This is a genomic window from Streptomonospora sp. PA3, from assembly GCF_009728995.1.
GTDB lineage: Bacteria > Actinomycetota > Actinomycetes > Streptosporangiales > Streptosporangiaceae > Streptomonospora.
Genome location: NZ_VTZW01000015.1, coordinates 1 through 26,162 on the forward strand (window position 1 = coordinate 1; position 26,162 = coordinate 26,162).

Consider the following 26,162-nt stretch of genomic DNA (forward strand, 5'->3'; position numbering starts at 1 on the left):
GTCGACGTCGACGAGGCCCACAACGTCGTCATCCGCAACCTGGCCTTCGCGAACTGGGACGACGACGCCATCAACGTCCAGGACGGCTCCACCAACGTCTGGATCGACCACAACAGCTTCACCAACGGCTCCGACGGCGCGGTGGACATCAAGCGCGAGTCCGACTTCGTCACCGTCTCCTGGAACCACGTCTTCGACCACGGCAAGTCGATGCTGCTGGGCCACTCCGACGGCCACACCGCCGATGACGGCCACCTGCGGGTGACCTACCACCACAACTACTTCGACGGCTCCCAGAGCCGGCATCCGCGGGTGCGCTTCGGCGAGACCGTCCACGTCTACAACAACTACTACCGCGGCAACAGCGGCTACGGGGTGGCCTCGACCATGGACGCCGGGGTGCTGGTGGAGGACAACTACTTCGAGAACGTCGAGAACCCCACCCACGTGGGCTACGCCGACTCCGATCCGGGCCGGCTGGTGGCCCGCGGCAACGTCTTCGACGACTCCGGGCGGCCCGAGACCGCCGGCAGCGTGGCCGAGGTGCCCTACGCCTACAGCCCCGACGCGGCCCAGGACGTGCCCGCCGTCGTCACCGCCGGCGCCGGACCCGGCAACATCTGACCCCTCCCCCGCCGGTGGGCGCGCGGCCTGACCCAGGTAAGCGCTTACCGTTGTTGCGCGACTCCGCGCCCGCCGGAGCCTCCCGGCGGGCGCGGCCGTGCGTGCGGACGGCGGCGGGGACCGGTCAGTCGGCGGGCCGCACGACGGGCCGGTGCACCACCTCGTCGATGACGGTGAGGGTCTGGGTCGAGGTGACGCCGGGCAGCGCCTGCAGGCGGGTGAGGATGAGGTCGCGCAGCTGGTCGGTGTCGGCGACGCGCACCAGCAGCACGATGTCGGCCGATCCCACCACGTACCAGCAGTACTCGATCTCGGGATAGGAGGAGAGCACCTCGCGGTTGGCCCGCCAGTCCGGCTGGCTGCCCGAGATGAGCACCAGCGCGGTGACCCCCAGCCCCATCCGGGCGTGGTCGGCGACCACGGAGTAGCCGCGGATGACGCCGTCGTCGGTGAGCCGCTTGATGCGGTTGTAGGCGGTGGCCCGGGAGACGTTGGCCATGGCCGCGATCTCGGTGATGCCGGTGCGCGCGTCGTCGGCGAGCGCACCGATGATGATCTCGTCCGTGGCGTCGGGCAGCCGCGCGTCGCGCCGCCGGGGCCGGTCGCCGTCCCCCTCCACCGCGGTGGAGCGGAGGGGCCTTCTGCGTTCGGATTCCGCGTGCGTCCGCGAGTGCCCGCGCTCCTGCCACTGCTGGCCGTCGGCCATTCCCTTACTCCTGGGGTTTCGGTCGAGCGACGGCCGGGCGGGCGACCATCGGCGTGGGGACGTTTCGGTCATTATCAAGAGCAGGGCGGCGGTTTGGCCACCCGCGCTGCGGAATCGGTACTCGGCGGCCGGGGGTGACCGACCTAACATGTTGCCAGGACGCGCGGCGTACGCGTGCGGTGACCGCAAGGAGGCGCCATGCCCATTCCCCCCGACGTCCGCGAGCGAGCGCGGGGCTTCCTGCCGGCCGGAGCCGAGATCCGCTACATCTTCCCCGCATCGTGGAACGAGTCGCAGTTCTTCGTCTTCGCGGTGACCGAGGCCACCGTCACCGTGCTCGTGAACCGCCTGTGGAGCCGTACGCGCCCCAAGGGGGTCTGGCACGTCTTCCCGCGCGGCGTGCGCATCGGCCCCGTCGACACCCACCTCATCCCCACCTTCCACCTCGGCGGCCGCACCTTCGAGGTCGACGACGAGTACGTATCGGTGATCAACGCCTGCGACGCCGAACTTCAGGGCGCGGCCTCGCTGCCCCCGGATCCACTGCCCGACCTCTAGGCGGTCCCGACCGCCCCGAGCCGAGCGGGTGCGCCCGTGTCTCGGCGGGGCCCCACCATGATCGACGCGATTAGACGATTGCGGACCGTTCAACCACTTTCGTTCGCTGTTGTATGCAGTTTTCCTGAATCACTAGCGAAAGTGTCAAACTTCGGCGCACAATCGGGATCATCGGACACCCCAGGGCGGCGCTGCCGCTCCCCCGATCCGCAACCGAGGAGGCGCCGCACATGCTGACCCGCAAGCCGCCGGACGCCCGCAGCGACGACAGCGGCGCGAAGGAGCCTGCGATGAGCGCGGAGGGCGAAGGCGGGCCGGACCCGCGGTCCCGGCCGCGGCTGCCCGCAGACCTGCACCGCCGGCTGTACCGCACGATGCTCACCGCGCGGCTGCTGGACACCGAGGCGGTGGCACTGCAGCGCCAAGGGGTCTTCCCCGCCTACGTCTCGCTGCGCGGCCAGGAGGCCGCCCAGGTCGGCAGCGCCGCCGCCATGGACCCGCAGCGGGACTTCGCCTTCCCCACCTACCGCGAGATGGCCGTGGCGCTGACGCTCGGGGTGGACATGGTCGGCTACATGGCCAGCCACCGGGCCCTGTGGCACGGCGGCCTGTACGACCCGATGGCCTCGCGCTTCGCGCCGATCAACGCCGTGGTCGGCGGCCCCGTCCCGCACGCCGTGGGGTGGGCGCTGGGCGAGAAGCTGGCCGGGCGGACCGGCTGCGCGGTGTCCTACTTCGGTGACGGCGCCAGCTCCGAGGGCGACGTGCACGAGGCGATGAACCTCGCCGGGGTGATGGGCGCGCCCGTGGTGTTCGTGTGCCAGAACAACCGGTGGGCGCTGTCGGTGCCCAACGAGGGACAGATCGCGGGCGGATCGGTCGCCGCGCGCGCCGCCGGGTACGGAATGCCGGGCACCGCCGTCGACGGCAACGACCTCGCCGCCGTCTACACCGCCGTGCGCGAGGCGCTGGAGCGCGCCCGCTCCGGCGGCGGCCCCAGCCTGGTCGAAGCACTGACCTACCGCGCCGCGCCCCACTCCACCTCCGACGACACCTCCCGCTACCGCGACCCGCGCGAGGAGCGGGAGTGGGCCGAGCGCGATCCGCTGCCGCGGGCGCGCGCCGCGCTGGAGGCGGCCGGCCGCGCCGACGCCGCGTTCTTCGACCGGGCCGAGGCCGAGTGCCGCGCGGAGGCCGAGCGCATCCGCGACGGGGTCAGCACCGCTCCCGAGCCGCCCGGCTCGGACCTGTTCACCCACGTCTTCCGCGAACCCACCGCGGAGCTGGCCCGCCAGCGGCGGATCTGGCAGGAGGAGGTCGCATGAGCCCGGCAGCCACCGGACGGACCGGCGCCGAGGCGCCCGCGCCCCCCGCCACCATGCGCGAGGCGTTGAACCGCGCGCTGGACGAGGCGCTGGCCGAGGACCCGGCGACCCTGGTCTTCGGCGAGGACGTGGGCCGGCTGGGCGGAGTGTTCCGGGTGACCGACGGTCTGCAGCAGCGCTACGGCGAGCACCGGGTCTTCGACACCCCGCTGGCCGAGGCCGCGATCGCGGGGATGGCCGTCGGCCTGGCGATGAACGGCTGGCGCCCGGTGCCCGAGCTGCAGTTCGACGGGTTCGCCTACCCCGCCCTCGACCAGATCGTCAACCAGATCGCGCGGATGAACTACCGCTCGCGCGGCCGCGCGCCCATGCCCGTCACGGTGCGGGTGCCCAGCTTCGGCGGCATCCGGGCCCCCGAGCACCACGGTGAGAGCCTGGAGGCCGTCTTCGCCCACGTGCCGGGGTTGAAGGTGGCCGCGCCCTCCGACGCGCCCGACGCCTACCGCATGCTGCTGCAGTCGATCCGCTCCGACGACCCCGTCGTGTTCCTGGAGCCCAAGGCGCGCTACTGGGACCGCGGCCCCGGACCCTCCGGCCCGGAGGCGCCCGGCCCGGAGGCTCCCGGCGAGCTGCCGGTGGGCGCCAGCCGCGTGGTGCGCTCCGGTCGCCACGCCACCCTGGTGGCCTGGGGCGCGATGGTGCACCGCTGCCTGCGGGCGGCCGAACTGGCCGCCGAGGACGGCGTGGACCTGGAGGTTGTCGACCTGCGCTGGCTCAAGCCCATCGACGCCGCCGGGCTGGCGGAGTCGGTGCGGCGCACCCGGCGCGCGGTGGTGGTCCACGAGGCACCGCTGACGGCCGGGCTCGGCGGCGAGGTCAGCGCACTGATCACCGAGGGGGCGTTCTCCCGGCTCGCGGCCCCGGTGCAGCGGGTCGCGGGCTTCGACGTGCCCTATCCGGCGGGCCCGCTGGAACCGCAGTACCTGCCCACGCTCGACCGCATCCTCTCCGCGGTGCAGCGGACCTTCGGCGCCTAGCGGCTGGAAGAGAGCGACGTGATGACACACCCCGAGGAGACCACGTTCCACCTGCCCGACCTGGGCGAAGGACTGGTGGAGGCGACGGTGCTGGAGTGGCTGGTGCGCCCGGGAGACCGCGTCGAGCGCAACGGGCCGCTGGTCGAGGTGGAGACCACCAAGTCCGCCGCGGAGATCCCCTCCCCGCACGCCGGCGTGGTCGCCCGGCTGCACGCCGAGGAGGGCGAGACGGTGGCGGTGGGCGCGCCCCTGGTCACCTTCGAGGTCGCCGCGCAGGACGCGGCGGGCATCGTGGGCACCGTCCCGACCGAGGAGGCGCCGCGCCGCCGGGTGCGGCTCCGGCCGCCCGAGGACGAGTAGGCGCCCCCGGCGCATCTCCGTACACCTCCCGGGCGGCGCCGCCCGGCTTCGACCCGATGGGACACCGATGACCACGGACACGCTGCAGGCCGCGGTGCCGCTGCGCTACACCGCCCCCGATCCCGGCGCCGAGGGCGTGCCGGTGCTGCTGGTGCACGGGTTCGGCTCCGACTTCGAGCTGAACTGGGTGCGCACGGGATGGACGCGGGCGCTCGCGGACCTGCCGGTGGCGGGCTGCGACCTGCGGGGCCACGGCGGCAGCGGCAAGCCGCACGACGCCGCGTCCTACACCCCCGGGGCCCTCGTCGGCGACCTGGTGGCCCTGCTGGATGCGCTGGGGACCGAGCAGTGCGACGTCGTGGGCTATTCGCTGGGCGCACGGCTGGCCTGGGAACTGGCGCTGGCCCACCCGGCCCGGGTGCGCCGCGCGGTGCTGGCCGGGTTCGGGCCCCGCGACGCGTTCGCGGGCGCGGACCTGGACGACCTGGAGTCCGACGACTCCGCGTTCGGGCAGGTGTACCGGGCCGCCTCCCGGTTGCCCGGCGCGGATCCCGCCGCCCTGGCGGCCTGCGCGCGCGGCCAGGCCGCCCACCCCTTCCGGTCCGCTCCCGCACCGGAGTCGGTCCCGATGCTGCTGATGGCCGGAGAGCGCGACGACCTGGCCACCGGCATGGAGGACCTCGCGCGTGAGACCGGCGCGGCGGCGCTGCGGGCGCCGGGCCGCGACCACCGCACGGCCGTCGCGGCCCAGGGCCTCAAGAAGGCCGCCGCGGAGTTCCTCACCGCGCAGGCGGCGGTTCCGAGGGGTTGACCGGTCACGCTCCGCTACCGGTCGGCGGCTGCGGAACCCGGCGGCGGCCGGTGCCCGGCACCGGCCGCCGATCCGGTGCGGCGCACACGTGTGAACAGCGGTACAGCGAACAGGTAACGTCCGTTTCGCTCCGCTCTCGCCTTCATAACAACCACCTCGCGGTGATTGGTGACATTTCACGGAACGTATATCGTCCGGCAGCAGAACCCGGCGAGCCCACCCACAAGCGTGGGCCGCTTCAGGGCTGAAGGGGAGTGAAGAGTGAACATGCGTGCCGCCAAGCTCGCCGCCGCCACCGCGGCCGGCGTGCTGACCCTGGCCTTGACGGCCTGTGACAACCCTCAGAGCGGGGGCGCCGAGGGCGACGGCGGAGGCGGAGGCGACGACGAGATCCGCGTCGGCCTCGCCTATGACGTCGGCGGCCGGGGGGACAAGTCGTTCAACGACTCGGCCTACCGCGGGCTCCAGCGCGTCCAGGAGGAACTGGGGATCCCCGCGGAGAACATCCAGGACTTCGAGCCCAGCGAGGGCGAGTCGGATGTGGACAAGGAAGAGCGGCTGAAGAACATGGCCGACCAGGGCTTCGACGTGGTCATCGGGGTGGGCTTCGCCTACACCCAGCCGATGGTCAACGTCGCGAGCCAGGAGGAGTACTCCGACGTCCACTTCGCCATCGTCGACTCCGAGATCACCGACCAGGACAACGTCACCAGCCTGGTCTTCACCGAGGAGCAGGCCTCCTACCTGGTCGGCGCGGCCGCCGCGCTGAAGACCGAGGAGGACCACATCGGCTTCATCGGGGGCGTCGAGACGCCGCTGATCCACAAGTTCGAGGCGGGCTATGTGGCCGGGGCCAAGAAGATCAACCCCGACATCGAGATCGAGACCGCCTATCTCACCCAGCCGCCGGACATGAGCGGCTTCTCCGACCCGGCGACGGGCCGCTCGACCGCCCAGGGCCAGCTCGACAAGGGTGCCGACGTGATCTACCACGCGGCCGGCGCGTCGGGCAACGGCGTGCTGGAGGCCGTGGCCGACGCCGAGAAGATGTTCATCGGCGTCGACAGCGACCAGTACAAGAGCGCGCCCGAGGACCAGAAGCAGTACGTCATCACCTCGGCGATGAAGCGCGTGGACACCGCGGTCTTCGAGTTCGTGCAGTCGGTGCAGGAGGGCGAGGTGCAGACGGGCATCCAGCGCTTCGACCTCGCCAGCGGAGGCGTGGGCTACGCCAAGTCCAACGAAGAGGCGATCTCGGGGATCCAGGACCGGCTCGACGAGCTCAAGCAGCAGATCATCGACGGCGAGATCGAGGTCCCGACGAAGCCTTAGCGGCCTTCAGGCCCTAGGCTGGGCCGGGCCCGCGCGCGGGCCCGCCCGGACTCACGCCCCGGCACCGGGGCCGGGGAGCGTGCCCCGGCCCCGGTGCCGCGGTCAGTCCTCCCCCAGCTTCGCCGCCGGCGGCACCCCGCGCCTTCGCGCACCGGCCGCCGGCGGCCCCGAGTCGTTTCCTGAAGGAGTCGGATGAGCAGCGCACCATCCGGCGGCGGGGAGGCACCTCCCGCCGTCGAGCTGCGCGGGATCACCAAGAGGTTCCCGGGGGTCGTGGCCAACCACGACATCGACATCGCCGTGGAGGCCGGCACGGTCCACGCCATCGTGGGCGAGAACGGGGCCGGCAAGTCCACTCTGATGAAAACCCTCTACGGCATGCACCGGCCGGACGAGGGCACCATCGCCGTCAAGGGCGAGACGGTGCGGCTCGGCTCCCCCTCCGACGCCATCAAGCACGGGATCGGCATGGTGCACCAGCACTTCATGCTCGCCGACAACCTCACCGTGCTGGAGAACATCGTCCTGGGCGCCGAGCGCCGCGGCGGCATCGGCCGGGGCGCGCGGGCGCGCATCACCTCCCTTTCCGAGCAGTACGGCCTGGGCATCGAGCCCGACCGGCTGATGGAGGAGCTGGGCGTGGGCCAGCGCCAGCGTGTGGAGATCCTCAAGGTCCTCTACCGCGGCGCCGACATCGTGATCCTCGACGAGCCCACCGCGGTGCTGGTGCCCCAGGAGGTCGACGAGCTGTTCGAGAACCTGCGCGAGCTCAAGCGGGAGGGCCTGACGGTCATCTTCATCTCGCACAAGCTCGACGAGGTGCTCTCGGTGGCCGACACCATCACCGTCATCCGCCGCGGCACCACCGTGGCCACCGTCGACCCGGGCCGCACCAGCGCCCGCGAACTGGCCACGCTGATGGTCGGGGGCGAGCTGCCGGTTCCCGAACTGCGCGAGTCGACGGTCACCGAGCGCCCCATGCTGGAGGTCGGCAACCTGGAGGTCGGCGAGCCCGGCGGCCGGCGGGTGGTCGACGACGTTTCGCTGACCATCCGCGAGGGCGAGATCGTGGGCATCGCCGGCGTGGAGGGCAACGGCCAGTCGGAGCTGATCGAGGCCATCATGGGGATGCGCCCGGTCGAGCGCGGCACCGTGCGGCTGGACGGGCGCGACATCACCGGCTGGGGCACCCTGGGCATCCGCGAGGCCGGGGTCGGCTACATCCCCGAGGACCGGCACCGCCACGGCGTGCTGCTGGAGTCGCCGCTGTGGGAGAACCGCATCCTCGGCCACCAGGGTGAGGCGCCCAACGCCCGCGGCATCTGGATCGACCGGGCCGGCGCCCGCGCCGACACCGAGCGGATCGTCGCCGACTACGACGTGCGCACGCCCGGCATCGACGTCATCGCCGAGGCGCTCAGCGGCGGCAACCAGCAGAAGCTGATCGTGGGGCGGGAGATGAGCGGGCGCCCCAAGGTACTGGTGGCCGCCCACCCCACCCGCGGCGTGGACGTCGGCGCCCAGGCCGCGATCTGGGACCATCTGCGCCGGGCGCGCAGCGAAGGGCTCGCGGTGCTGCTGGTCTCGGCGGACCTGGACGAGCTGATCGGCATGTCCGACACGCTGCACGTCATCCTGCGCGGTCGGCTGGTGGCGCAGGCCGACCCGATGACGGTGACCCCCGAGGAGCTCGGCGCCGCCATGACCGGCGCCGGCCTGAAGGATGCGGCCGGCAGCGGCGGCGAAGGCGAGGACGGCGCATGAGAGTCTCCATTCCCAACCCGGCAGCGGCCGGCCTGGCGGTCGTCGTCGGCGCCGGAACGACCGCAGGCGCCGACATGGGCCTGCTCGCCCCCGCCGCGGCGGCGCTGGGGGTCGCGCTGGCCTTCGCGGTGGTCCTCCTGCTCACCCGCCCCACCACCGACGACGCCGACACCCGCGTGCACCGGATGGTGGTGGCGCCGGTCGCGCTCGTGCTGGCGGTGGCCGCGGGGGTGCTGGGCGGCGCGGTCGTCGACTGGTGGCTCATCGAGCCCGTGGCCTACCCGCTGGGCGCCCTGATCGGATCGGTCGCCGCGTTCCTGCTGTACCGGCGCCTGGCCACCACGCTGGCGCTGTCCGTCGCCGCTGTGGTGGCGGCGGGGGTGCTCGCGCTCGCGGTGACGGCGCTGGTGCTGTGGATCAGCGGGGTGGCGCCCTTCCACGCCTTCGGGCGGATGCTGGAGTTCGGGCTGCAGCCCGACAGCCTGGTCATCATGGTCAACTCCGGGACCACCTTCTACCTCTCGGCGGTGGCGGTGGCGATCGGCTTCAAGATGAAGCTGTTCAACATCGGTGTGGACGGCCAGTACCGGCTGGCGGCGCTGATGGCCGCGGCCGTGGGCGGCGCCTGGGTGCTGCCGCCGGTCGTCCACCAGGTCGTCGTGATCACGGTGGCGGTGGCCGTCGGCGGTTTCTGGGCGGGGATCGCGGGCTATCTGAAGGTGACCCGCGGGGTCTCCGAGGTGATCTCCACGATCATGCTCAACTCCGTGGCCACCGGGATCACCGCCTACCTGCTCAACACCGACCGGCTGGCCGTGCAGATCAGCACCAACAACATCGGCACCCGCGAGATCGCCGAGACCGGGTGGGTGCCCGGCATCCCCGCCGGCTTCATGGGCGCCGACCGGGAGATCTTCGGGCTGGTGGTGCTGGCGGTCGCGGTGGGCGTGGGCTACTGGCTGATGCTCAACCGCACCCGGTTCGGGTTCGACCTGCGCGCCACCGGCCAGTCGCCCACGGCGGCGCGGGCCAGCGGCATCGACATCAAGCGCATGGTGCTGCTGTCGATGGTCATCTCCGGGATGGTCGCCGGCCTGGTCGGGATGCCGCAGCTGCTCGGCCAGTCGCACTATTACGCGCTGGACTTCCCCACCGGCCTCGGGTTCACCGGCATCGCGATCGCGCTGCTGGGGCGCAACCACCCCGTGGGCATCGGCTTCGCCGCCCTGTTCTGGGCGTTTTTGGATCAGTCGAGCCAGATCCTGGACTTCGAAGGCATTCCCAAGGAGATCGCCGTGGTCACCCAGGCCACCATCGTGCTGACCGTGGTCGTGGTGTACGAGGTCGTGCACCGCTGGGGTCTGCGCTACCAGCAGCAGCAGGTCGGCCGGGAGCTCGCCCGCGGAGACCGTGAGGAGGCGGCGGCGTCATGAGCCAGGATCTGACGGTCACCGAGACGCCGGCGCCTTCGGCCGGGGCGCGGCGCGGCTCCCGCTCGCGGTGGCGGTTCGCCAGCATCGCGATCGCGGCGTTCGTGGCGCTGGCCGGCGTGCGCGCCATCACCGGCGAGCCGATGCTGACGAGCGCGGGCACGATCCAGGCGACGCTGGCGTTCGCGGTGCCCATCGGGCTCGCGGGCCTGGGCGGCGTGTGGGCCGAGCGCGCCGGGATCATCAACATCGGCCTCGAAGGCATGATGGTGCTGGGCACCTGGTTCGGCGCCTATTTCGCCTGGAGCACGGACAACCCGTGGGCGGGCCTGGTCGCCGGAGTGCTGGGCGGCATGGCCGGCGGGCTCATCCACGCGGTGGCGACGGTGACCTTCGCCGTCGACCACATCGTCTCCGGCGTGGCGATCAACATCCTGGCGCTGGGCGCGATGCGCTACCTGTCGCTGCTGTTCTTCGCCGACGCGCCCGGAGGCGGCGCCGCCCAGTCGCCGCAGCTTCCGGAGTTCCCGCGGGTGGGGCTGCCGTTCGTGGCCGAGGCGCTCGCGCCCGTGCGCGAATCGGGGGTGTTCCTGGTCTCCGACGTCGCGGCGCTGGTCACAGGGCTGGCCACGGGTATGTCGGTGGTAACGCTGCTGGCGGTCCTGCTGGCGCCGCTGACCTACCTGGTGCTGTGGCACACGCCCTTCGGGCTGCGGCTGCGCTCGTGCGGGGAGAACCCCGATGCGGCCGAGTCGCTGGGCGTGCCGGTCTACGCCTACAAGTTCACCGCCGTGGTGTTCTCCGGCGGGTTCGCCGGGATGGGCGGGGTGTTCCTGGCGATGGTGGCCTCCTCGGTGTACCAGGAGGGCCAGACCGGCGGGCGCGGCTACATCGGTCTGGCCGCGATGATCTTCGGCAACTGGCGGCCCGGCGGGCTGGCCATGGGCGCCGGGCTGTTCGGCTACACCGACGCGCTGCAGGTGCGCGGCGGCGGGAGTGCGGTGCACTCGCTGCTGCTGCTGATCGCGGTGGCGCTGCTGGTCGCGGCGGCGGGCATGCTGACCGCCGCTGTGTTGCGGGCCCGGACCACGGCGGAGCCGGGTGCCGTGACCGCTGTCTGCGGCGTCTTCGCCGCGGGCGCGGCGGTCGCGGCGGTCGCCGCCCCGCTGGCGGTCGCGGGCGGGCCCGCCTGGTGGTGGGCGGTGGCCGCGGTGGGAGCGGGCGTCGCCGCGGTCGCGGCCCTACGCGCGGTGCGCTCGTGGCCGGCGGCGGCCGGCGGGCCGCCGATTCCGGCGCTCGTCGCGGCGCCTGCGGGTGTGCTCGTGCTGGTGTGGTTCTTCGGCACGGACTCCCTGCCGGGCCAGCTGGTCACCTACAGCCCGCACATCGCCACACTGCTGGTGCTGGCGTTGGCCTCCCAGCGGCTGCGCCCGCCGGCGAACGTGGGCCGGCAGTGGCGGCGGGGGAACACGTGAGCGCCGGGCGGCCGGCGGCTCCGGAAGGGCGCGCCGGCGTCGACTGGCCGGCACTGCGCCAGGCGGCCGCGCGCGCCCGGGACCGCGCCTACGCGCCCTACTCGGGTTTTCCCGTGGGGGCGGCGGCGCTGGCGGACGACGGGCGCACGGTGTCGGGGTGCAACGTCGAGAACGCCTCCTACGGGCTGGGCCTGTGCGCGGAGTGCGGGCTGGTGTCGGCCCTGCACGCCACCGGCGGCGGCCGGCTGCGCGCGTTCGCCTGCGTCGACCGCGCCGGTGCGCCGCTGATGCCCTGCGGCCGCTGCCGCCAACTCCTCTACGAGCACGGAGGGCCGGATCTGCTGGTGGACACGCCGGAGGGGGTGCTCCCCCTCGGCGAGTTGCTGCCGCAGGCCTTCGGCCCGGACGACCTGGCGCGCTGAGCGGCCGCGGTCCGCTGGGGGCCGCGGTCCGTGGGGGCCGCGACCGCGCCGAACGCCGGGCGGGCGGGCGGCGTGGCTGACCGACCGCGGCAGTCTGAATGGGCGCGTGCGGCCCGCCGGGGGCGGCGTGGCTGTGATCGACCGCGGCACCCGTGCAGGCCCGCAGCGCGGGCGGCGCGCCGCTGCGCTCTGGAGTGCCGACCGGCCGCAGTCTGGACCAGGGATTCGCCGGGCGGCGATGATGGGGCCCGCTACTGTCGGGGATCCCCCGATCTCCATCATCGCCGCAGCAGGCCCGGCTCCGCCAGCGGAGTTCGGCGGGTTGTGGACGAAGGACACGCGCACACACGATCACCGCCCATGGAGGTTCCTGTTGGAGGCCATCGACGTCATCACCGCCAAGCGGGACGGCAAGGAGCTCACCGGTGAGCAGATCAGGTGGGTGATCGACGCATATACCCGCGGCGCGGTGGCCGAGGAGCAGATGGCGGCGCTGAACATGGCCGTCGTGTGGCGCGGCATGACGCGCGCCGAGACCGGCGCCTGGACCCGGGCGATGCTGGACTCCGGCGAGCGGCTGGACTTCACCGGCCTGGCCCGGCCCACCACCGACAAGCACTCCACCGGCGGTGTCGGCGACAAGATCACGCTGCCGCTGACACCGGCCGTCGCCGCCTGCGGCGCGGCCGTGCCGCAGCTGTCGGGGCGGGGCCTGGGCCACACCGGCGGCACGCTGGACAAGCTGGAGTCGGTTCCGGGCTGGCGCGCCGACCTCACCCCCGAGCAGATGCTGCGCCAGCTCGTCGAGGTCGGCTGCGCGGTGTGCGCCGCGGGCTCCGGGCTGGCGCCGGCCGACCGCAAGCTCTATGCGCTGCGCGACGTCACGGGCACCGTGGAGTCGATCCCGCTCATCGCGGCCTCGATCATGTCCAAGAAGCTCGCGGAGGGCACGGCCTCGCTGGTGCTGGACGTCAAGGTCGGCTCGGGCGCGTTCATGAAGGACACCGCTTCGGCGCGGGAGCTCGCCGAGACCATGGTGGCGATCGGCACCGACCACGGGGTACGCACCCGCGCGCTGCTCACCGCGATGGACACTCCGCTGGGCCGCCGGGTGGGCAACGCGCTGGAGGTCGCCGAGGCGGTCGAGGTGCTCTCCGGCGGCGGGCCGCGCGACGTGGTGGACCTGACGGTGGAGCTGGCGCGGGAGATGCTGCTGGCCGCGGGGCTGGAGGGCGCGCCCGACCCGGCGGAGGCGCTGCGCGACGGGTCGGCCATGGACGCCTGGCGGCGGATGATCGCGGCGCAGGGCGGCGACCCCGCCGCGCCGCTGCCGGTCGCCGCGGAGCAGCGCGACATCCTCGCCCCCTCCACCGGGACGCTGACCCGGCTGGATGCCTACGGGGTCGGGGTGGCGGCCTGGCGGTTGGGCGCGGGCCGGGCCCGCAAGGAGGATGCGGTGTCGGCCGGCGCCGGGGTCGAGCTGCACGCCAAGCCGGGCGAGCAGGTCCGCGCCGGCCGCCCGCTGTTCACCCTGCACACCGACGACCCCGCCCGCTTCGACCGCGCCGCCGAAGCGCTCGCCGACTCCTTCACGATCGACGGCCCGAGTGGGGGCCTGCCGCTGGTGATCGACAGGGTCGGGTGAGGCGGCCGCGGCAGCAGGCGCCGGGCGGCGCGGCGCTGGGCCCGCGGTCAGGTGCGTGGGCGTCCCCCGCCCGGCGCGGCCGGGGGACGCTTCGTTCGGCCCTGCGCCGGTGTCAGCCGCAGTTGGTACCGCGCTTGCCGCCTTCGACGCCGGAGATGCGGCCCATCCAGTCCACGCAGCGGTCCGCGGCGTGCAGGTAGATCGGCCCGGCGTAGGTGGTGTAGCGGCCGCCGTCGTAGACGTCCCAGTGGTTGCCGGCCGGGCTGACCGACAGGCCCGCCTCGATGATCACCCGGGAGCCGGGGTTGTTCCGCTTGGCGACGACGCAGTTGTAGCCGTTGCCGGAGTTGTAGGTCAGGAACACGGTTCCGCGGCTGCCGATGTTGTCGCTGTTCACGACTTGGTAGCCGGAGCCGCATTCGCCCCCGTAGGTGGCGGCGGCGGCCGGGGAGGCCGCGGCCACTGCACCGGCGGCCATCGCGAGTGTGGCGCCGATCACGGCCGCCGTCTTCTGCAGCGGAGTCATGGATCTGCCTTTCGTTTCGTTCGAATGCTCAGATCGTCGATGCGGGGAGCAGGTGGCCGGGGTTTCGGACCTGCTTCAGGCCGATTCCGGGTCGCGGTGGACGGCCTGCCAGGGCACCGCCTCCTCGGGAAGCCGGGGCGGCGGAGGGGCGGTCAGCCGCAGTTGGTGTTGTTTCCCCCGTTGTAGTCGCCCTCGATGGCGCCGCCCCAGGTGACGCACTCGCCGGGGGCGTGGCGGTAGACCGGACCGGCGTAGGTGGTGTATTCACCCTGGTCGACGTCGTACCAGGCCGAGTCGGACTGGCGGGAGATGCCGGCGAACATCGTCAGCCGCGTGCCCGGGTTGTCGCGGACCGTCACGACGCAGTTGTAGCCGTTGCCGGAGTTGTAGGTCAGATAGACGGTGCCCCGGTCGAGGTCGCGCTGGTTGACGACGACGTAGCCGTCGCCGCAGGCGCCGTTGTAGGAGGCGGCCGCGGCCGGCGCGGCTCCGGCGACGAGCCCTGCGGCGGAAACCGCGGTGGCAGCGCCGACAAGCGCGATTTTCCGAACCCAGGACGCACCCGAATGCATTTTCACTCTTCTCCAAAGAAATAAATTTTCATATGCGGTCCGGACCGCGAAGAATATTTACAGAAAACGCATCGCGAGTCAACGGAGAATCCGTGGTTGGCCGGATACGGACTTCGGTCCGAGGGTGCGCGCGATCGACGATTATCGGTCCGCCCGATTCCTGGAAGCCGGTTCGGAATCGGCGAATCGGATGGGGCCGAATTTCCTCACCAGGGAGAACAGGACGCCGTTCAGATCCAGGCGCTGTTGCGGGCGACCGCCATGGCGCGGGCCGGGGGTGGGCGCCGGCAGGCATCGACCCGTGCACCCGACCGCCGCCCGCAGCGCCGACGGGCTCGGCCTCGGGGCGCCACCGGCGCGGGGAGTGCTCCGCGCCGACCTGCCCGCGCCGGGCCCGGCGCCGCGGAGCCCGCGGACCGCCGCGGCCTCCCCTACTCCTCCTCGTGGGGGAAGAGCCGGCGCACCGCGTCGGCGAGGCCGGTGAGGTGGGCCTCGGCCTCGCTCCGGGTTGCGGCGACGTCGCCGTCGACCGGGAGCACGACCTCCAGGTAAGCCTTGAGCTTGGGTTCGGTCCCCGACGGGCGCAGGACGACGCGGCCGCGTACGGGGCCGCCGAGGCGGTAGCGCAGGGCGTCGGTGGCGGGCAGACCGCCCAGGCCGGCGGAGAAGTCCTCCACCGCCTCCACCTCCAGCTTCCCGAACGCCCGGGGCGGCTCGGCGCGCAGCCGGCGCATGGCCTCCTGGATCCGGGACAGGTCGGTGACCCGCACCGACACCTGCCGGGTGGCGTGCAGTCCGTAGCGGCGCGCCTGGTCGTCGAGGAGGTCGAGCAGGGTGCGGCCCGCGCGCTTGGCCTCGGCCGCCAGCGCGGCCAGGGCCAGGGCCGCGCCGATGCCGTCCTTGTCGGCCACGGGGCGGCCCCGGTCGCCGGCCAGGCAGTAGCCCAGCGCCTCTTCGTAGGCGAAGACGCACCGCTCCACGGGGCCGGCGGCGCGCGCCAGCCACTTGAACCCGGTGAGCGTCTCGGCGCAGCGCACCCCGTGCGCGGCGGCGATCTTGGGCAGCAGCCCGGCGGAGACGATGGTGGTCGCCACCATCCGGTCGCCGCCGCGGGTGCGGCCCAGCACGTACTCGGCCAGCAGCCCGCCCACCTCGTCTCCGGTGAGCAGCCCGTACCCGGGTAGGGCCACCGCCAGCCGGTCGGCGTCGGGGTCGTTGGCAAGGACCAGATCGGTGCCCTCGTCGCGGCCCGCGGCCAGGGCCAGGTCCATGGCGCCGGGCTCCTCGGGGTTGGGGAAGCGCACCGTGGGGAAGTCGGGGTCGGGCCGCTGCTGCTCGGTCACCGTGCGCGGCTGCGGGAAGCCCGCCCGGGAGAAGGCGGTGGCAAGGGTTTCGGCGCCGACCCCGTGCAGCGGGGTGTAGACGGTGCTGATCCGCCTGTCGGTGCCCAGCGGAAGCGCGCAGACGGCGGCGACGTAGCGCTCCACGGCCTCCTCGCCCAGCACCCGCCAGTCCTGCGAGACGGGAAGCCTGTCGACAGGTCCGGCCGCGTCGATGGCCGCCGAGATCTCGGTGTCGGCCGGAGGGATGATCTGGCTGCCGGCGTCCTCGCCCGCGCCGCCCGCATAGACCTTGTAGCCGTTGTCCTCGGGCGGGTTGTGGCTGGCGGTGACCATGATCCCGGCGTCGGCGCGCAGGTCGCGAACTGTGAAGGCGAGCACCGGCGTGGGCAGCGGGCGCGGCAGCAGCAGTGCGGTGCAGCCGGCGCCGGCCAGCACGGCGGCGGAGTCGCGGGCGAAGTCGGCCGAGCGGTGGCGGGCGTCGTAGCCGATCACCACGGTGCTGCCGCTGCCCGCCCAGTGCGCCACGCCCGCGGCCGCGCGCATGACCGTCACCCGGTTCATCCGGTTGGGTCCGGCGCCGAGCCTGCCGCGCAGGCCCGCGGTGCCGAACTCCAGCCGGGCCCCGAAGCGGTCGGCCAAACCGGCCTCGTCGTCGGCGTCGAGGAGCCCGGCGAGCTCCTCGCGGGTCACCGGGTCGGGGTCCTGGTCCAGCCAGGACCGCGCCAGCGAACGGTAGGAGTCCTCGCCCATGGTCCGCGCGTGCCTTTCGTGTCGTCTCGTCCCCGCGGGCGGCCGCGGGTCGGGTGGCTCGGGTCCGCCCGCGCCGCGGGCGCGGACGCCCGCGGGCGCCGGTGCCGCTCCCGGGCGGCCCCGGTCAGGCGCCCGGCTCCCGCTCCGCGCCGTCCAGCCGCTCGACGACCGAGGCCAGCAGCGCGCCCACGTCGGGCGCGGACTCCCGGCCGGTGGCCAGCACCTCCTCGTGGTCCAGCGGCTGCCCCGTCAGGCCGGCCGCGACGTTGGTGACCAGCGACACCGCCAGCACCGACGCGCCGGCCTCGCGCGCGGCGATGGCCTCCAGGGCGGTGGACATGCCCACCAGGTCGGCGCCCATGGCCCGCAGCATACGGATCTCGGCGGGCGTCTCGAAGTGGGGGCCGGGCATGGCGGCGTAGACGCCCTCGGCCAGGGAGGGGTCGACCTCCTTGGCGAGGGTGCGCAGCTTCGCCGAGTAGGTGTCGGTGAGGTCGACGAAGGTCGCGCCGCGCAGCGGCGAGCGGCCGGTGAGGTTGATGTGGTCGGTGATGAGGACGGGCGCACCCACGCGCAGGTCGGAATTGAGCGACCCGGCGGCGTTGGTGAGGATGACCGTGGACGCGCCGGCGGCGATGGCCGTGCGCACGCCGTGGGCGACGGCCTGGGCGCCGTGGCCTTCGTAGAGGTGGGTGCGGCCGAGGAAGACCAGCAGGTCGCGGTCGCCGCAGCGCATGCTGCGGACGGTGCCCCGGTGGCCCTCGACGGCCGGGGGCACGAACCCGGTGAGCTCGCTGGTGGGCAGTTCGGTCCCGGAGGTGCCGAGCGTGGCCGCGGCCGGCGCCCAGCCCGAGCCCATCACGAGGGCGACGTCGTAGGAGTCGACGCCGGTGCGGGAGCGCAGCTCCTCGGCTGCCTTCGCGGCTGCGGTATGCGAATCGGTCGTCACGGGGACTTACCTCCAGGGTCGGAACTGTCGCGGTCGGGCCCGCGCTGTGATCTTGGCGCGCTGGGCACCGCGCTGGCAACGGCGAACCGCCATGAGGGGGCGAACGGACGGCCGCGCCGCAGGCCGCAGGCGTGCCGGGCGGTCATGCCACTGCCTTGCGCAGCACCGTCTGGACCCCGGCGGGGTCGGTGAGGCGCAGGCCCGCGGGAGCGAACCCCGCGGCGGCGTAGGCGCGCTCCGCGGCGCGGTTGCCCTCGTTGACGAAGACGTAGACCTCGGTGGCGCCGGGGTGGATGTCGCGCACCAGCGGGTCGAGCCCGGCGCAGACGCGCCGCCCGATGCCGCGGCCCTGCCACTCGGGGGCGAGGTAGAAGGCGCGCAGCAGTACCGCGGAGGCGGGGTCGGCGACGCCGGAGAGCCGGGCGAGGCCGCCACCGCGGTCGATGATGCCGAACCCCGCGGGTTCGCGTTCGCACAGCACGGCGAAGGGGGTGCGGGCGGGGTCGGCGTCGGCGCGCGGGAGGGTTTCGACCGCCTCGGTGACCAGGCTGCGCTGGCCGGGTGCCACGCGCAGGCGCAGGACGGCTTCGCGCAGCCGCTGGATCCCGGGACCGGGTCCGTCCAGGCGCACCAGGTCGAGGGCGACCCGTGTGCCCGGGGCGCCGGTGTCCTCGGCCACATCGATCACCTCCTGCATGCGCCTGGCGGCGTCGGCCCGCCGACCGCGCGGGGCGGGGCCGGCTCCCCTCACTGTGGCACGGCGGGTCGCGCCGGGCCGCGGGCGGGCATGCGCCGGGATCCGCCGCGCCGCGCGGGCCCGGTGTGCGGTGCATCCGGCAGGCGGACCGCGCGGCACCCCGCCCCGGCACGGCCAGGGCGGCCGTGCCGGGGCGCCCTCAGGCGCCGATGGGGTGCCAGACGGTCTTGGTCTCCAGGAACGGGGTCATGCGGGAGGTTCCCGGGTCGGCGAGCCAGTCCTCGCCTCCGCCGGGGCGCAGCACGCGCTTGAGGGTCTGGGCGGCGCTGCGTTCGAGTTCGGCGGCGGTGCCGGGGTCGGCACCGGTGAGGTCGAGGCCGTCGACGTCGGCGTGCGAGGCGAGGTGCGGTGCGAGCTCGCCGGCGCGGCCGGTGAGGATGTTGACGACGCCGCCGGGGAGGTCGGAGGTGGCCAGCACCTCGGCCAGGGTGACGGCGGGCAGCGGCGCGCGTTCGCTCGCCACGACCACGGCGGTGTTGCCGGTGGCGATCACGGGGGCCACGACCGATACCAGGCCCAGCAGCGGCGCCATGGGCGGCGCGAGGATCGCCACCACGCCGGTGGGCTCGGGTCGGGACAGGTTGAAGTAGGGCCCCGAGACCGGGTTGGCGGCGCCGAGGACCTGGGCGATCTTGTCGGGCCATCCGGCGTAGTACACCCACCGGTCGATGGCCGCGGAGACCAGCGCATCGGCGCGCCGGGCGTCGACGCCGTCGGCGTCGGTGACCTCGGCGGCGAACTGGGCGCGGCGGCCCTCCATCATCTCGGCCGCGCGGTAGAGGATCTGGCCGCGGTTGTAGGCGGTGCGGCCGGCCCAGCCCGAGAAGGCGGAGCGCGCCGCCACCACGGCGTCGCGGGCGTCCTTGCGTGATGCGAGCGCGGCGTTGGCGAGGTGGGCGCCGCCGGATCCGGTCACGGGGTAGCACCTGCCTGACTCGGAGCGGGGGAAGGCCCCGCCGACGTAGAGCTTGTAGGTCTTGCGCACCGGAATGCGCTCTGCGGCGGGCGCATCGGCGGGCACGGCGGAGGTGTCGGGGCGACCGGGGCGGTCCGGCCGGGCGGCCCCGCCTGCGCCGAGCGGTTCGGCGAGTTCGGCCGCTTCGGCGTGCAGCTCGGGTGCGGAGTGCTGCCGGTCGTCGGTGGCCGCCGAGTCGCCGCCGGCGGCGGCGCGGGCGGGCTCGGGGTGCTCAGGCGGCGTGGACAAGGTATGCCTCCAGTCCGTGGCGCCCGCCCTCGCGGCCGTAGCCGGATTCCTTGTATCCGCCGAAAGGGCTGGCCGGGTCGAACTTGTTGAACGTGTTGGACCAGATCACGCCCGCGCGCAGCCGTTCGGCGGTCCAGAGCATGCGCGAGCCCTTCTCGGTCCACACCCCCGCCGAGAGGCCGTAGGGGGTGTTGTTGGCCTTGGCCACGGCTTCCTCGGGGGTGCGGAAGGTCAGCACCGACAGCACCGGGCCGAAGATCTCCTCTCGGGCGATGCGGTGGGCCTGGGTGACGCCGGTGAACACGGTCGGGGGGAACCAGTGGCCGCGCTCGGGCAGCGGGCAGTCCGGCGACCAGCTCTCGGCGCCCTCCTCGGCCCCGGCCCGGGCGAGTTCGCGGATGCGTTCGAGCTGCTCGGCGGAGTTGATGGCGCCGATGTCGGTGTTCTTGTCCAGCGGGTCGCCCAGGCGGAGCCGCTCGATGCGGGCACGCAGCCGCGCAAGCAGTTCCTCGGCCGCCGACTCCTGGACCAGCAGCCGCGACCCGGCGCAGCAGACGTGCCCCTGGTTGAAGAAGATGCCCGAGACGATGCCTTCGACGGCCTGGTCGAGGGCGGCGTCGTCGTAGACGATGTTGGCGCCCTTGCCGCCGAGTTCCAGGGTGAGGCGCTTTCCGGTGCCGGCGACCGTGCGCGCGATCTCGCGGCCGACCGCGGTGGAGCCGGTGAAGGCGACCTTGTCGGCGCCGGGGTGGCCGACCAGGGCCCGCCCGGTCTCGCCGGCTCCCGTGACGATGTTGACGACGCCGGGCGGGAGTTCGGCCTCCTGGCAGATCTCGGCGAAGACCAGCGCCGAGAGGGGTGTGGTCTCGGCGGGTTTGAGCACGACCGTGTTGCCCGCGGCCAGGGCGGGCGCGATCTTCCACGCCAGCATGAGCAGCGGGAAGTTCCACGGAATGACCTGGGCGGCCACGCCGACGGGGCGCGGCGCGGGGCCCATGCCAGCGTGGTCGAGCTTGTCGGCCCAGCCGGCGTGGTAGAAGAAGTGCGCGGCGACCAGGGGGAGGTCGACGTCGCGGGTCTCCTTGATGGGTTTGCCGTTGTCGAGGGTCTCCAGTACGGCGAGCTCGCGGGCGCGCTCCTGGAGGATCCGGGCGATCCGGAACAGGTACTTGCCGCGCTCCGCGCCCGACATGGCCCCCCACACGCCCTCGAATGCGCGCCGGGCGGCGGTGACGGCGCGGTCGACGTCGGTCTCGCCGGCGACCGAGACCTGGGCCAGGGGCTCCTCGTCGGCGGGGTTGGCCGTGGTCATGTGCTCGCCCGACTTGGCGGGCACGAACTCGCCGTCGATGAACAGCTCGTAGGCGGGGCGCAGCCGCACCACGGCGCGCGACTCGGGCGCGGGCGCGTACTCGAAGATCCCGTCTGCCTGTCGTTCCACTGGTCGGCCTCTCAGTCCAGGGTGTAGTAGTCGGGGCCGGGGTAGGTGCCGGTGGACAGCCGGGTGCGCTGCATCAGCAGGTCGTTGAGCAGGCTGGAGGCGCCCAGGCGGAAGTGGTCGGGATCCAGCCAGCCGTCGCCGGCGACCTCGTTCACCAGGACCAGGTACTTCAGGGCGTCCTTGGCGGTGCGGATGCCGCCGGCGGGTTTGACGCCGACCCGGCGGCCGGTGGCGGCGTAGTGGTCGCGCACCGCTTCGAGCATGATGAGGGTGACGGGCAGCGTGGCGGCGGGGGCGACCTTGCCGGTGGAGGTCTTGATGAAGTCGGCGCCGGCGAGGATGGCCAGCCAGGAGGCGCGGCGGACGTTGTCGTAGGTGGCGAGCTCGCCCGTCTCCAGGATGACCTTGAGGTGGGCGTCGCCGCAGGCCTCCTTGACCGCGGTGATCTCGTCGCGGACGGCAAGGTAGTCGCCGGCGAGGAACGCGCCGCGGTCGATGACCATGTCGATCTCGGCGGCGCCGTCGGCGACCGCGCGGCGGGTGTCGGCGAGCTTGGCCTCCAGCGGGGCGCGCCCCGAGGGGAAGGCGGTGGCCACCGAGGCGACCTTGACCCCGGAGCCGGCCAGCGCCTCGGCGGCCGTGGCCACGAGGTCGGAGTAGACGCACACGGCGGCGGCGGAGGGCACCGCGGGGTCGGCGGGGTCGGGCCGCACCGCCTTGGCCGAGAGCGCGCGCACTTTGCCTCGGGTGTCGGCGCCCTCGAGGGTGGTGAGGTCGATCATGCTGATCGCGAGGTCGATGGCCCGCGCCTTGGCGGAGGTCTTGATGGAGCGGGTGGACAGGTCGGCGGCGCGCGCCCGCGCGCCGACCTCGTCCACTCCGGGCAGGCCGTGCAGCAGTGCCCGCAGTGACGTGTTCGACGCCGCCGGGTCGGGTGGAAGGACGGTTTCGGGCACGGGCACCTCACGGGGTCGCGGGTCACGGACGTCCCGCAGGCTGCTTGTGGCACCGGCGGGCAACGCCCCCATAGTGCCACGTCACCACCGCCGGGCGGCGACGGGCAAGGGGACCTGTGGACAACCGGGAGGCGGTGGCCGCATGCGCCGGTCGTGCATCATGGGGAGGAAGGGTCCACCGGGCGCGGGCGGCCGCGCGCGGTGGACGGCGGCCTTGGGAAAGGCGGCGAGTGTGGCCGAGTTTCGCATCACCTCCGACAGCGGTGCGCTGGATCTGCGGCGGCTGGCGGCCGACCTGGTGGAGTCCCAGGGGTGGCCGCGCGACCAGGTGAGCATCTGGCAGAACCGGGGTGGCGGCGACGTGGTCGTGACCGTCGACCCGGCGCTGCTGGAGGAGCGGTCGCCCGACCCGCTGGCGGTCTCCGTGCACACCCGCAGCGAGGTCCACCGGGCCTGCGAGACGCTGCGCCGCAGCGACCCTTCGCTGCGCGGGGTCGACTTCGCCGAGCTGCGCGACGAGGCCGCCCGCTTCTTCGCGGCGGGCTGGACGCTGGGCGACCTCCTGCACGCCCTGGGCCACCGCCACGACGGGGCGCCGTGGCCGCAGGGGCCGGGCTATGAGGGCATCGAGTGGCTGCAGCACCGGTTGCGCAACTGGAAGTCGGAGACCGGCGACATCCGCCCCTCGGTGTCGCAGGAGGGCGCCCAGATGCGCATCGTCGGCCGGATCGGGCTTCCCAGCGGGCTCGGTGCACCCGATGAAGGCGCCGACGCGCCGCGGCGTGCCGCCTCGCCGGAGACGGCGCGCGCGGCGGCCGACGACGCGCGCCGCCTGATGCGCGCCCAGTCGCGCACCACCAGCGACTCCCTGGAGCACCGCGAGCGCACGGCCTCCCACATCACCCGCCGGCGCCGCTGAACCCGCCGGCACCGGCCCGCGGGCGGAGGGGCGGTGAGCGGCGGGGCGGTAACTGGGAGGCGGTGGGGGCCGGTGGGGGTTGGGGGGCGGCGACCACCGGCTGAGGTCGGCGGATGGTTGGTCGCCCGGCGGGGCGGCGAGGACGGCGGTGGGCTGGGCCCGCACGAATCGGTCCGGGTGCCCGCCGGTGGCGGTGGGCGACGGGGGCGGCGAGGACGCCGGAATTTCGAGGCAGCGGCCACCGGCTGATGTGCACGGATGGCCGATCACCCGACGAAGCGGCGACGGCGGCGCAGGGCTCAGCCCGCGCGAATCGGTCCGGGTGCCCGCCGGTGACGGTGAACAACGGGGGCGGCGAGGACGCCGGAATTTCGAGGCAGCGGCCACCGGCTGATGTGCACGGATGGCCGATCACCCGACGAAGCGGCGACGGCGGCGCAGGGCTCAGCCCGCGCGAATCGGTCCGGGTGCCCGCCGGTGACGGTGAACAACGGGGGCGGCGCGCCGGGGCGTGTTCCGGCGGGCCTCGCCGCCTGCGCATCCTCACCCGAAACCCCGAAGGCCCGATTTAATTTAACTCGCTCTGCCCCCGGTCGCGCCGAGAGTGGCCCCACGGACACCCGCGACGCGGGAACCGGACGCAGAAAGCCGGACATTCGGCGCCTTCGGGGCGGCGGCGGGGCGACGAAACGCGCCCCGCGACCACCCTGGCGGGCTCCGGCCACGCGGAGGATCGTTCGTGGCGCCGAATTGTCCTGCAATGTCCGGTATGCGGGGGCGCCGGAGCGGCCCGCACGACCCGGATCGGCGATGATCATGGCGTTTGGACCGGGGATCCGCGCCCAAAGCGATCCAAACGCGCACCTCGTGGCACCCCGGCCGCCTTCACCGCCGCCACAGGCGGGCATTCCGGTCAAACCACCCTGGTTTCCTTTCGCATCCCAGAAGATTCGGGGCTCCGGTGGACCGCTCCGCCCCGCCGCGCGCCATCGGCGGGCATCGTCGACCCAACGCGAGGCGAAATGCCCGAAACGCCCCCGACCAGACCGTCTGCAAGAACGGGAGGGGCCGCTTCCAGGAACCCACCGGGCACCACCCGGGGCGGCCACCACCGAGGCTGCGGCAATGGGTGCGCCTCGCGAAGCGCGGTCACAGCTTGCCGCCGAGCGCACGCAGTCCTTCTCAGATGGAGCCGCACCACCGGTGGCGGGCCTCCGGCGCAAAGGTACGCCGTGCGCTCGGCGGCAAGCTGGCGCACCGCGCTTCGCGCATCACAGCCCCATTGCCGCAACCTCCTGTGGTGACCGACTCCTTGAACACGACGTAGGCGGCCCACACCACCGCCCTCGCCGGGCGGCCCGCCACCCACCTTCGGCAACCGGCGACCGCCCGGCCCAACCCCCCCCCACCGGCCGTCGCCGCCTCGTCGCGTGCGCAACCACCGCGCTCCCGAACCGGTGATCGCCGAGCCGAACCCCCGGCGGCCTCGCCGCCCCCGTCACCTGCCGCACCGGCGGGCACCCGAACCGATCCGAGCAGGCCCGAGCCCACCGCCGACCTCGCCGCCCCGGCGCGGGCGGCCGCGCCGCCGCGCCGTCCCGCAACCGCGTTCAGAAGATGTCGACGAGCCGGCCGATTGGGGTGACCTCGCGGAACCGGTCGTGGGGCTCGGGGGGTTCGGCGTGTTCGAGAACCCAGGTGGCGGGGTGGGGCACGAGGACGGCGCCCATGCCCGCCTCCAGCGCCGGGAGCACGTCGGAGCGCACCGAGTTGCCGATCATCCAGGTGTCCTGGGGGTCGAGGGCGTGCGTACGGCTGAAGGCGCGGTAGGCGTCGGGGTCCTTCTCGCGGACGATCCCGACGCCGGCGAACAGCGGGGCCAGGCCCGACCCGTCGATCTTGTACTGCTGGTCCTCGCGGTGTCCCTTGGTGAGCAGGTAGAGGGTGTGGCGCCGCCGCAGCGCGTGCAGCGTCTCCAGCACGCCTTCGAGCAGGACGGTCTCGCCGCGGACGATCCGGGCGCACAGCCGGTTGAGGTAGGCGCGGTCGGCGTCGCTCACCGGGCCGTCGGGGCGCAGCCGGGCCAGGCAGTCGCCCAGGCTGCGTTCGAAGACCCGGGCGCCGTAGCCGTAGGCGGCGCTGTTCTCGCGTTCGATCTCGGTCAGCACCGCGCGGACCTCGGCGCGGGAGAGCTCGGGATGGCCGACGTAGTCGATGAACTCCTCGATCGCCTGCTCGAAGAGGATGTTGCACTCCCAGAGCGTGTCGTCGGCGTCGAAGATCAGGTTCATCCCGCGCGCCATCTCGCCTCCCTTCGCCCGGCCGGAGCGGATCGCGGCAACAGTCCTTCGCCCCCGGGAGGCTACCGGGACCCGCCGAGGCGGGACACAGCCGCCCGCTGTGGGTTAGATTCGTGCGACCAGGGCCGGTGTGCATGGGCGGCCCCCGGTGCGGGCATATCCCGACAGCGCACACGGCCGACCGGGTCCGCCTCCGGGAGGAAGCCATGCAGGAACCGGCACTTTCGCGGCTGCTGCCGCTGGACGCGATCGCCACCGGCGCCGAGGCCGAGGACTGGCGCGCGGCGATCCGGGCGGCCGGCGAGCTCCTGGTCGCCACGGGCGCCACCACCGACGACTACATCGGCGAGATGCAGCAGGCGGTGGAGGAGTACGGGCCCTACATCGTGATCGCTCCGGGACTCGCGCTCGCCCACTCCCGGCCCTCCCCCGCCGTGCTCCGCACCGGGTTGTCCTGGGCGGGGCTGAAGACGCCCGTCGAGTTCGGGCACGCCGCCAACGACCCGGTCCGGCTGGTGATCGGGCTCGCCGCCGTCGACCACGACGGCCACTCCTCGGCGCTGTCGCGGCTGGCGCGGATGCTGGCCGACCCCGACCGGCTCAAGCGGCTGACCGAGGCCACCGGCGCCGCGGAGATCCACGGCACCATCAGCGACTACGAATCGAGCGCAGAATGAAGATCCTCGCGGTTTGCGGAATGGGCATCGGCACCAGCGTCCTACTCAAGACCAACGCCGAGAAGGCCGCCCAGGACCTGGGGCTGGACGCCGACGTGGAGATAGCCGACATCGGCACGGCGCGCGGCGCCGCGGTCACCGCCGACGTGGTGCTGACCTCCGGCGAGCTCGCGGCCGAACTCGGCGACGTCGGCATCCCCGTGGTCGTGGTGGACAACTTCGTCGACGGCACCGAGATCCGCGAGAAGCTGGGCGCCGCGGTCGGCCGCCAGGCGTGAA

25 protein-coding genes are annotated in these 26,162 nt (G+C 73.6%); 15 read left to right on the top strand and 10 right to left on the bottom strand.

The features are described 5' to 3' along the window. Positions 1-624 (top strand): polysaccharide lyase family 1 protein (locus tag FZ103_RS15005; protein WP_186356344.1); only part of this gene is annotated, 624 nt, incomplete at its 5' end. Between the two features lie 124 nt (positions 625-748). Here FZ103_RS15005 and FZ103_RS15010 read toward each other — a convergent pair. Continuing rightward, positions 749-1,330 (bottom strand): Lrp/AsnC family transcriptional regulator, encoded by a 582-nt coding sequence (locus FZ103_RS15010; protein WP_255430032.1) that lies wholly within the window; start codon positions 1,328-1,330, stop codon positions 749-751. 198 nt (positions 1,331-1,528) lie between these two features. Between FZ103_RS15010 and FZ103_RS15015 the strand changes: the two genes are divergently transcribed. The 11 genes from FZ103_RS15015 (at position 1,529) to FZ103_RS15065 (ending at position 13,489) form a co-directional block, all read left to right on the top strand. Further along, on the top strand, positions 1,529-1,888 hold the full coding sequence (locus FZ103_RS15015) for a hypothetical protein (protein ID WP_156001909.1): 360 nt from the start codon (positions 1,529-1,531) through the stop codon (positions 1,886-1,888). Positions 1,889-2,178: 290 nt separating this feature from the next. After that, complete coding sequence (locus FZ103_RS15020; protein ID WP_156002358.1) at positions 2,179-3,213, top strand: thiamine pyrophosphate-dependent enzyme; 1,035 nt, start codon at positions 2,179-2,181, stop codon at positions 3,211-3,213. Positions 3,214-3,266: 53 nt separating this feature from the next. Next, on the top strand, positions 3,267-4,250 hold the full coding sequence (locus tag FZ103_RS15025; RefSeq protein ID WP_394350111.1) for an alpha-ketoacid dehydrogenase subunit beta: 984 nt from the start codon (positions 3,267-3,269) through the stop codon (positions 4,248-4,250). Between the two features lie 21 nt (positions 4,251-4,271). Continuing rightward, positions 4,272-4,610 (top strand): biotin/lipoyl-containing protein, encoded by a 339-nt coding sequence (locus tag FZ103_RS15030; protein WP_156001913.1) that lies wholly within the window; start codon positions 4,272-4,274, stop codon positions 4,608-4,610. Positions 4,611-4,677: 67 nt separating this feature from the next. Continuing rightward, on the top strand, positions 4,678-5,421 hold the full coding sequence (locus tag FZ103_RS15035; RefSeq protein WP_156001915.1) for an alpha/beta fold hydrolase: 744 nt from the start codon (positions 4,678-4,680) through the stop codon (positions 5,419-5,421). Positions 5,422-5,688: 267 nt separating this feature from the next. Beyond that, positions 5,689-6,753: a BMP family protein gene (locus tag FZ103_RS15040; protein WP_156002359.1), complete on the top strand. Its 1,065-nt coding sequence runs from the start codon at positions 5,689-5,691 to the stop codon at positions 6,751-6,753. 192 nt (positions 6,754-6,945) lie between these two features. Continuing rightward, the gene (locus FZ103_RS15045; RefSeq protein WP_156001917.1) at positions 6,946-8,517 is read left to right on the top strand and encodes an ABC transporter ATP-binding protein; all 1,572 of its coding nucleotides are present in this window, start codon (positions 6,946-6,948) and stop codon (positions 8,515-8,517) included. Beyond that, on the top strand, positions 8,514-9,950 hold the full coding sequence (locus tag FZ103_RS15050) for an ABC transporter permease (protein ID WP_156001919.1): 1,437 nt from the start codon (positions 8,514-8,516) through the stop codon (positions 9,948-9,950). Before FZ103_RS15045 ends, FZ103_RS15050 begins: the two co-directional genes overlap by 4 nt. Beyond that, positions 9,947-11,422: an ABC transporter permease gene (locus FZ103_RS15055; RefSeq protein WP_156001921.1), complete on the top strand. Its 1,476-nt coding sequence runs from the start codon at positions 9,947-9,949 to the stop codon at positions 11,420-11,422. Before FZ103_RS15050 ends, FZ103_RS15055 begins: the two co-directional genes overlap by 4 nt. After that, positions 11,419-11,844, top strand: coding sequence for a cytidine deaminase (locus tag FZ103_RS15060; protein ID WP_186356345.1), 426 nt, complete (start codon positions 11,419-11,421; stop codon positions 11,842-11,844). The genes FZ103_RS15055 and FZ103_RS15060 overlap by 4 nt, the downstream gene beginning before the upstream one ends. 373 nt (positions 11,845-12,217) lie before the next feature. Continuing rightward, positions 12,218-13,489 (top strand): thymidine phosphorylase, encoded by a 1,272-nt coding sequence (locus FZ103_RS15065; RefSeq protein ID WP_156001923.1) that lies wholly within the window; start codon positions 12,218-12,220, stop codon positions 13,487-13,489. 112 nt (positions 13,490-13,601) lie between these two features. Here FZ103_RS15065 and FZ103_RS15070 read toward each other — a convergent pair whose 3' ends face one another. From FZ103_RS15070 to deoC, 8 genes are all read right to left on the bottom strand, one after another. Continuing rightward, positions 13,602-14,015: a spore-associated protein A gene (locus FZ103_RS15070; protein ID WP_156001925.1), complete on the bottom strand. Its 414-nt coding sequence runs from the start codon at positions 14,013-14,015 to the stop codon at positions 13,602-13,604. Between the two features lie 152 nt (positions 14,016-14,167). After that, entirely contained in the window at positions 14,168-14,587 is a 420-nt protein-coding gene (locus FZ103_RS15075) for a spore-associated protein A (protein WP_156001927.1), read from the bottom strand. Positions 14,588-15,018: 431 nt separating this feature from the next. After that, positions 15,019-16,680 carry a phospho-sugar mutase gene (locus FZ103_RS15080; RefSeq protein WP_156001929.1) on the bottom strand — a complete coding sequence of 554 codons (1,662 nt, stop codon included), beginning with the start codon at positions 16,678-16,680 and terminating at the stop codon, positions 15,019-15,021. Positions 16,681-16,804: 124 nt separating this feature from the next. Next, entirely contained in the window at positions 16,805-17,629 is an 825-nt protein-coding gene (locus tag FZ103_RS15085; RefSeq protein WP_186356346.1) for a purine-nucleoside phosphorylase, read from the bottom strand. 142 nt (positions 17,630-17,771) lie between these two features. Further along, on the bottom strand, positions 17,772-18,308 hold the full coding sequence (locus tag FZ103_RS15090) for a GNAT family N-acetyltransferase (protein ID WP_343233543.1): 537 nt from the start codon (positions 18,306-18,308) through the stop codon (positions 17,772-17,774). 217 nt (positions 18,309-18,525) lie between these two features. Then, entirely contained in the window at positions 18,526-19,407 is an 882-nt protein-coding gene (locus FZ103_RS15095; RefSeq protein ID WP_343233564.1) for an aldehyde dehydrogenase family protein, read from the bottom strand. Between the two features lie 166 nt (positions 19,408-19,573). Further along, positions 19,574-21,031 carry an aldehyde dehydrogenase family protein gene (locus FZ103_RS15100; RefSeq protein ID WP_343233544.1) on the bottom strand — a complete coding sequence of 486 codons (1,458 nt, stop codon included), beginning with the start codon at positions 21,029-21,031 and terminating at the stop codon, positions 19,574-19,576. An 11-nt stretch (positions 21,032-21,042) separates the two neighbouring features. After that, entirely contained in the window at positions 21,043-21,993 is a 951-nt protein-coding gene (gene deoC / locus FZ103_RS15105; RefSeq protein ID WP_186356347.1) for a deoxyribose-phosphate aldolase, read from the bottom strand. Positions 21,994-22,219: 226 nt separating this feature from the next. Here deoC and FZ103_RS15110 point away from each other — a divergent pair, with 226 nt between their 5' ends. Next, complete coding sequence (locus FZ103_RS15110) at positions 22,220-22,906, top strand: hypothetical protein (RefSeq protein WP_186356348.1); 687 nt, start codon at positions 22,220-22,222, stop codon at positions 22,904-22,906. A 1,610-nt stretch (positions 22,907-24,516) separates the two neighbouring features. On the opposite strand, the gene FZ103_RS15115 is transcribed toward FZ103_RS15110, so the two are convergent. After that, positions 24,517-25,209 (bottom strand): HAD family hydrolase, encoded by a 693-nt coding sequence (locus FZ103_RS15115; RefSeq protein ID WP_156001937.1) that lies wholly within the window; start codon positions 25,207-25,209, stop codon positions 24,517-24,519. A 203-nt stretch (positions 25,210-25,412) separates the two neighbouring features. On the opposite strand from FZ103_RS15115, the gene FZ103_RS15120 reads away from it, so the two are divergent. Together FZ103_RS15120 and FZ103_RS15125 are read left to right on the top strand one after the other, a co-directional pair. Continuing rightward, positions 25,413-25,883, top strand: coding sequence for a PTS sugar transporter subunit IIA (locus tag FZ103_RS15120; RefSeq protein WP_156001939.1), 471 nt, complete (start codon positions 25,413-25,415; stop codon positions 25,881-25,883). Further along, positions 25,880-26,161, top strand: a complete 282-nt coding sequence (locus FZ103_RS15125) for a PTS sugar transporter subunit IIB (RefSeq protein WP_156001941.1) — start codon at positions 25,880-25,882, stop codon at positions 26,159-26,161. The genes FZ103_RS15120 and FZ103_RS15125 overlap by 4 nt, the downstream gene beginning before the upstream one ends. Position 26,162 lies beyond the last annotated feature (1 nt).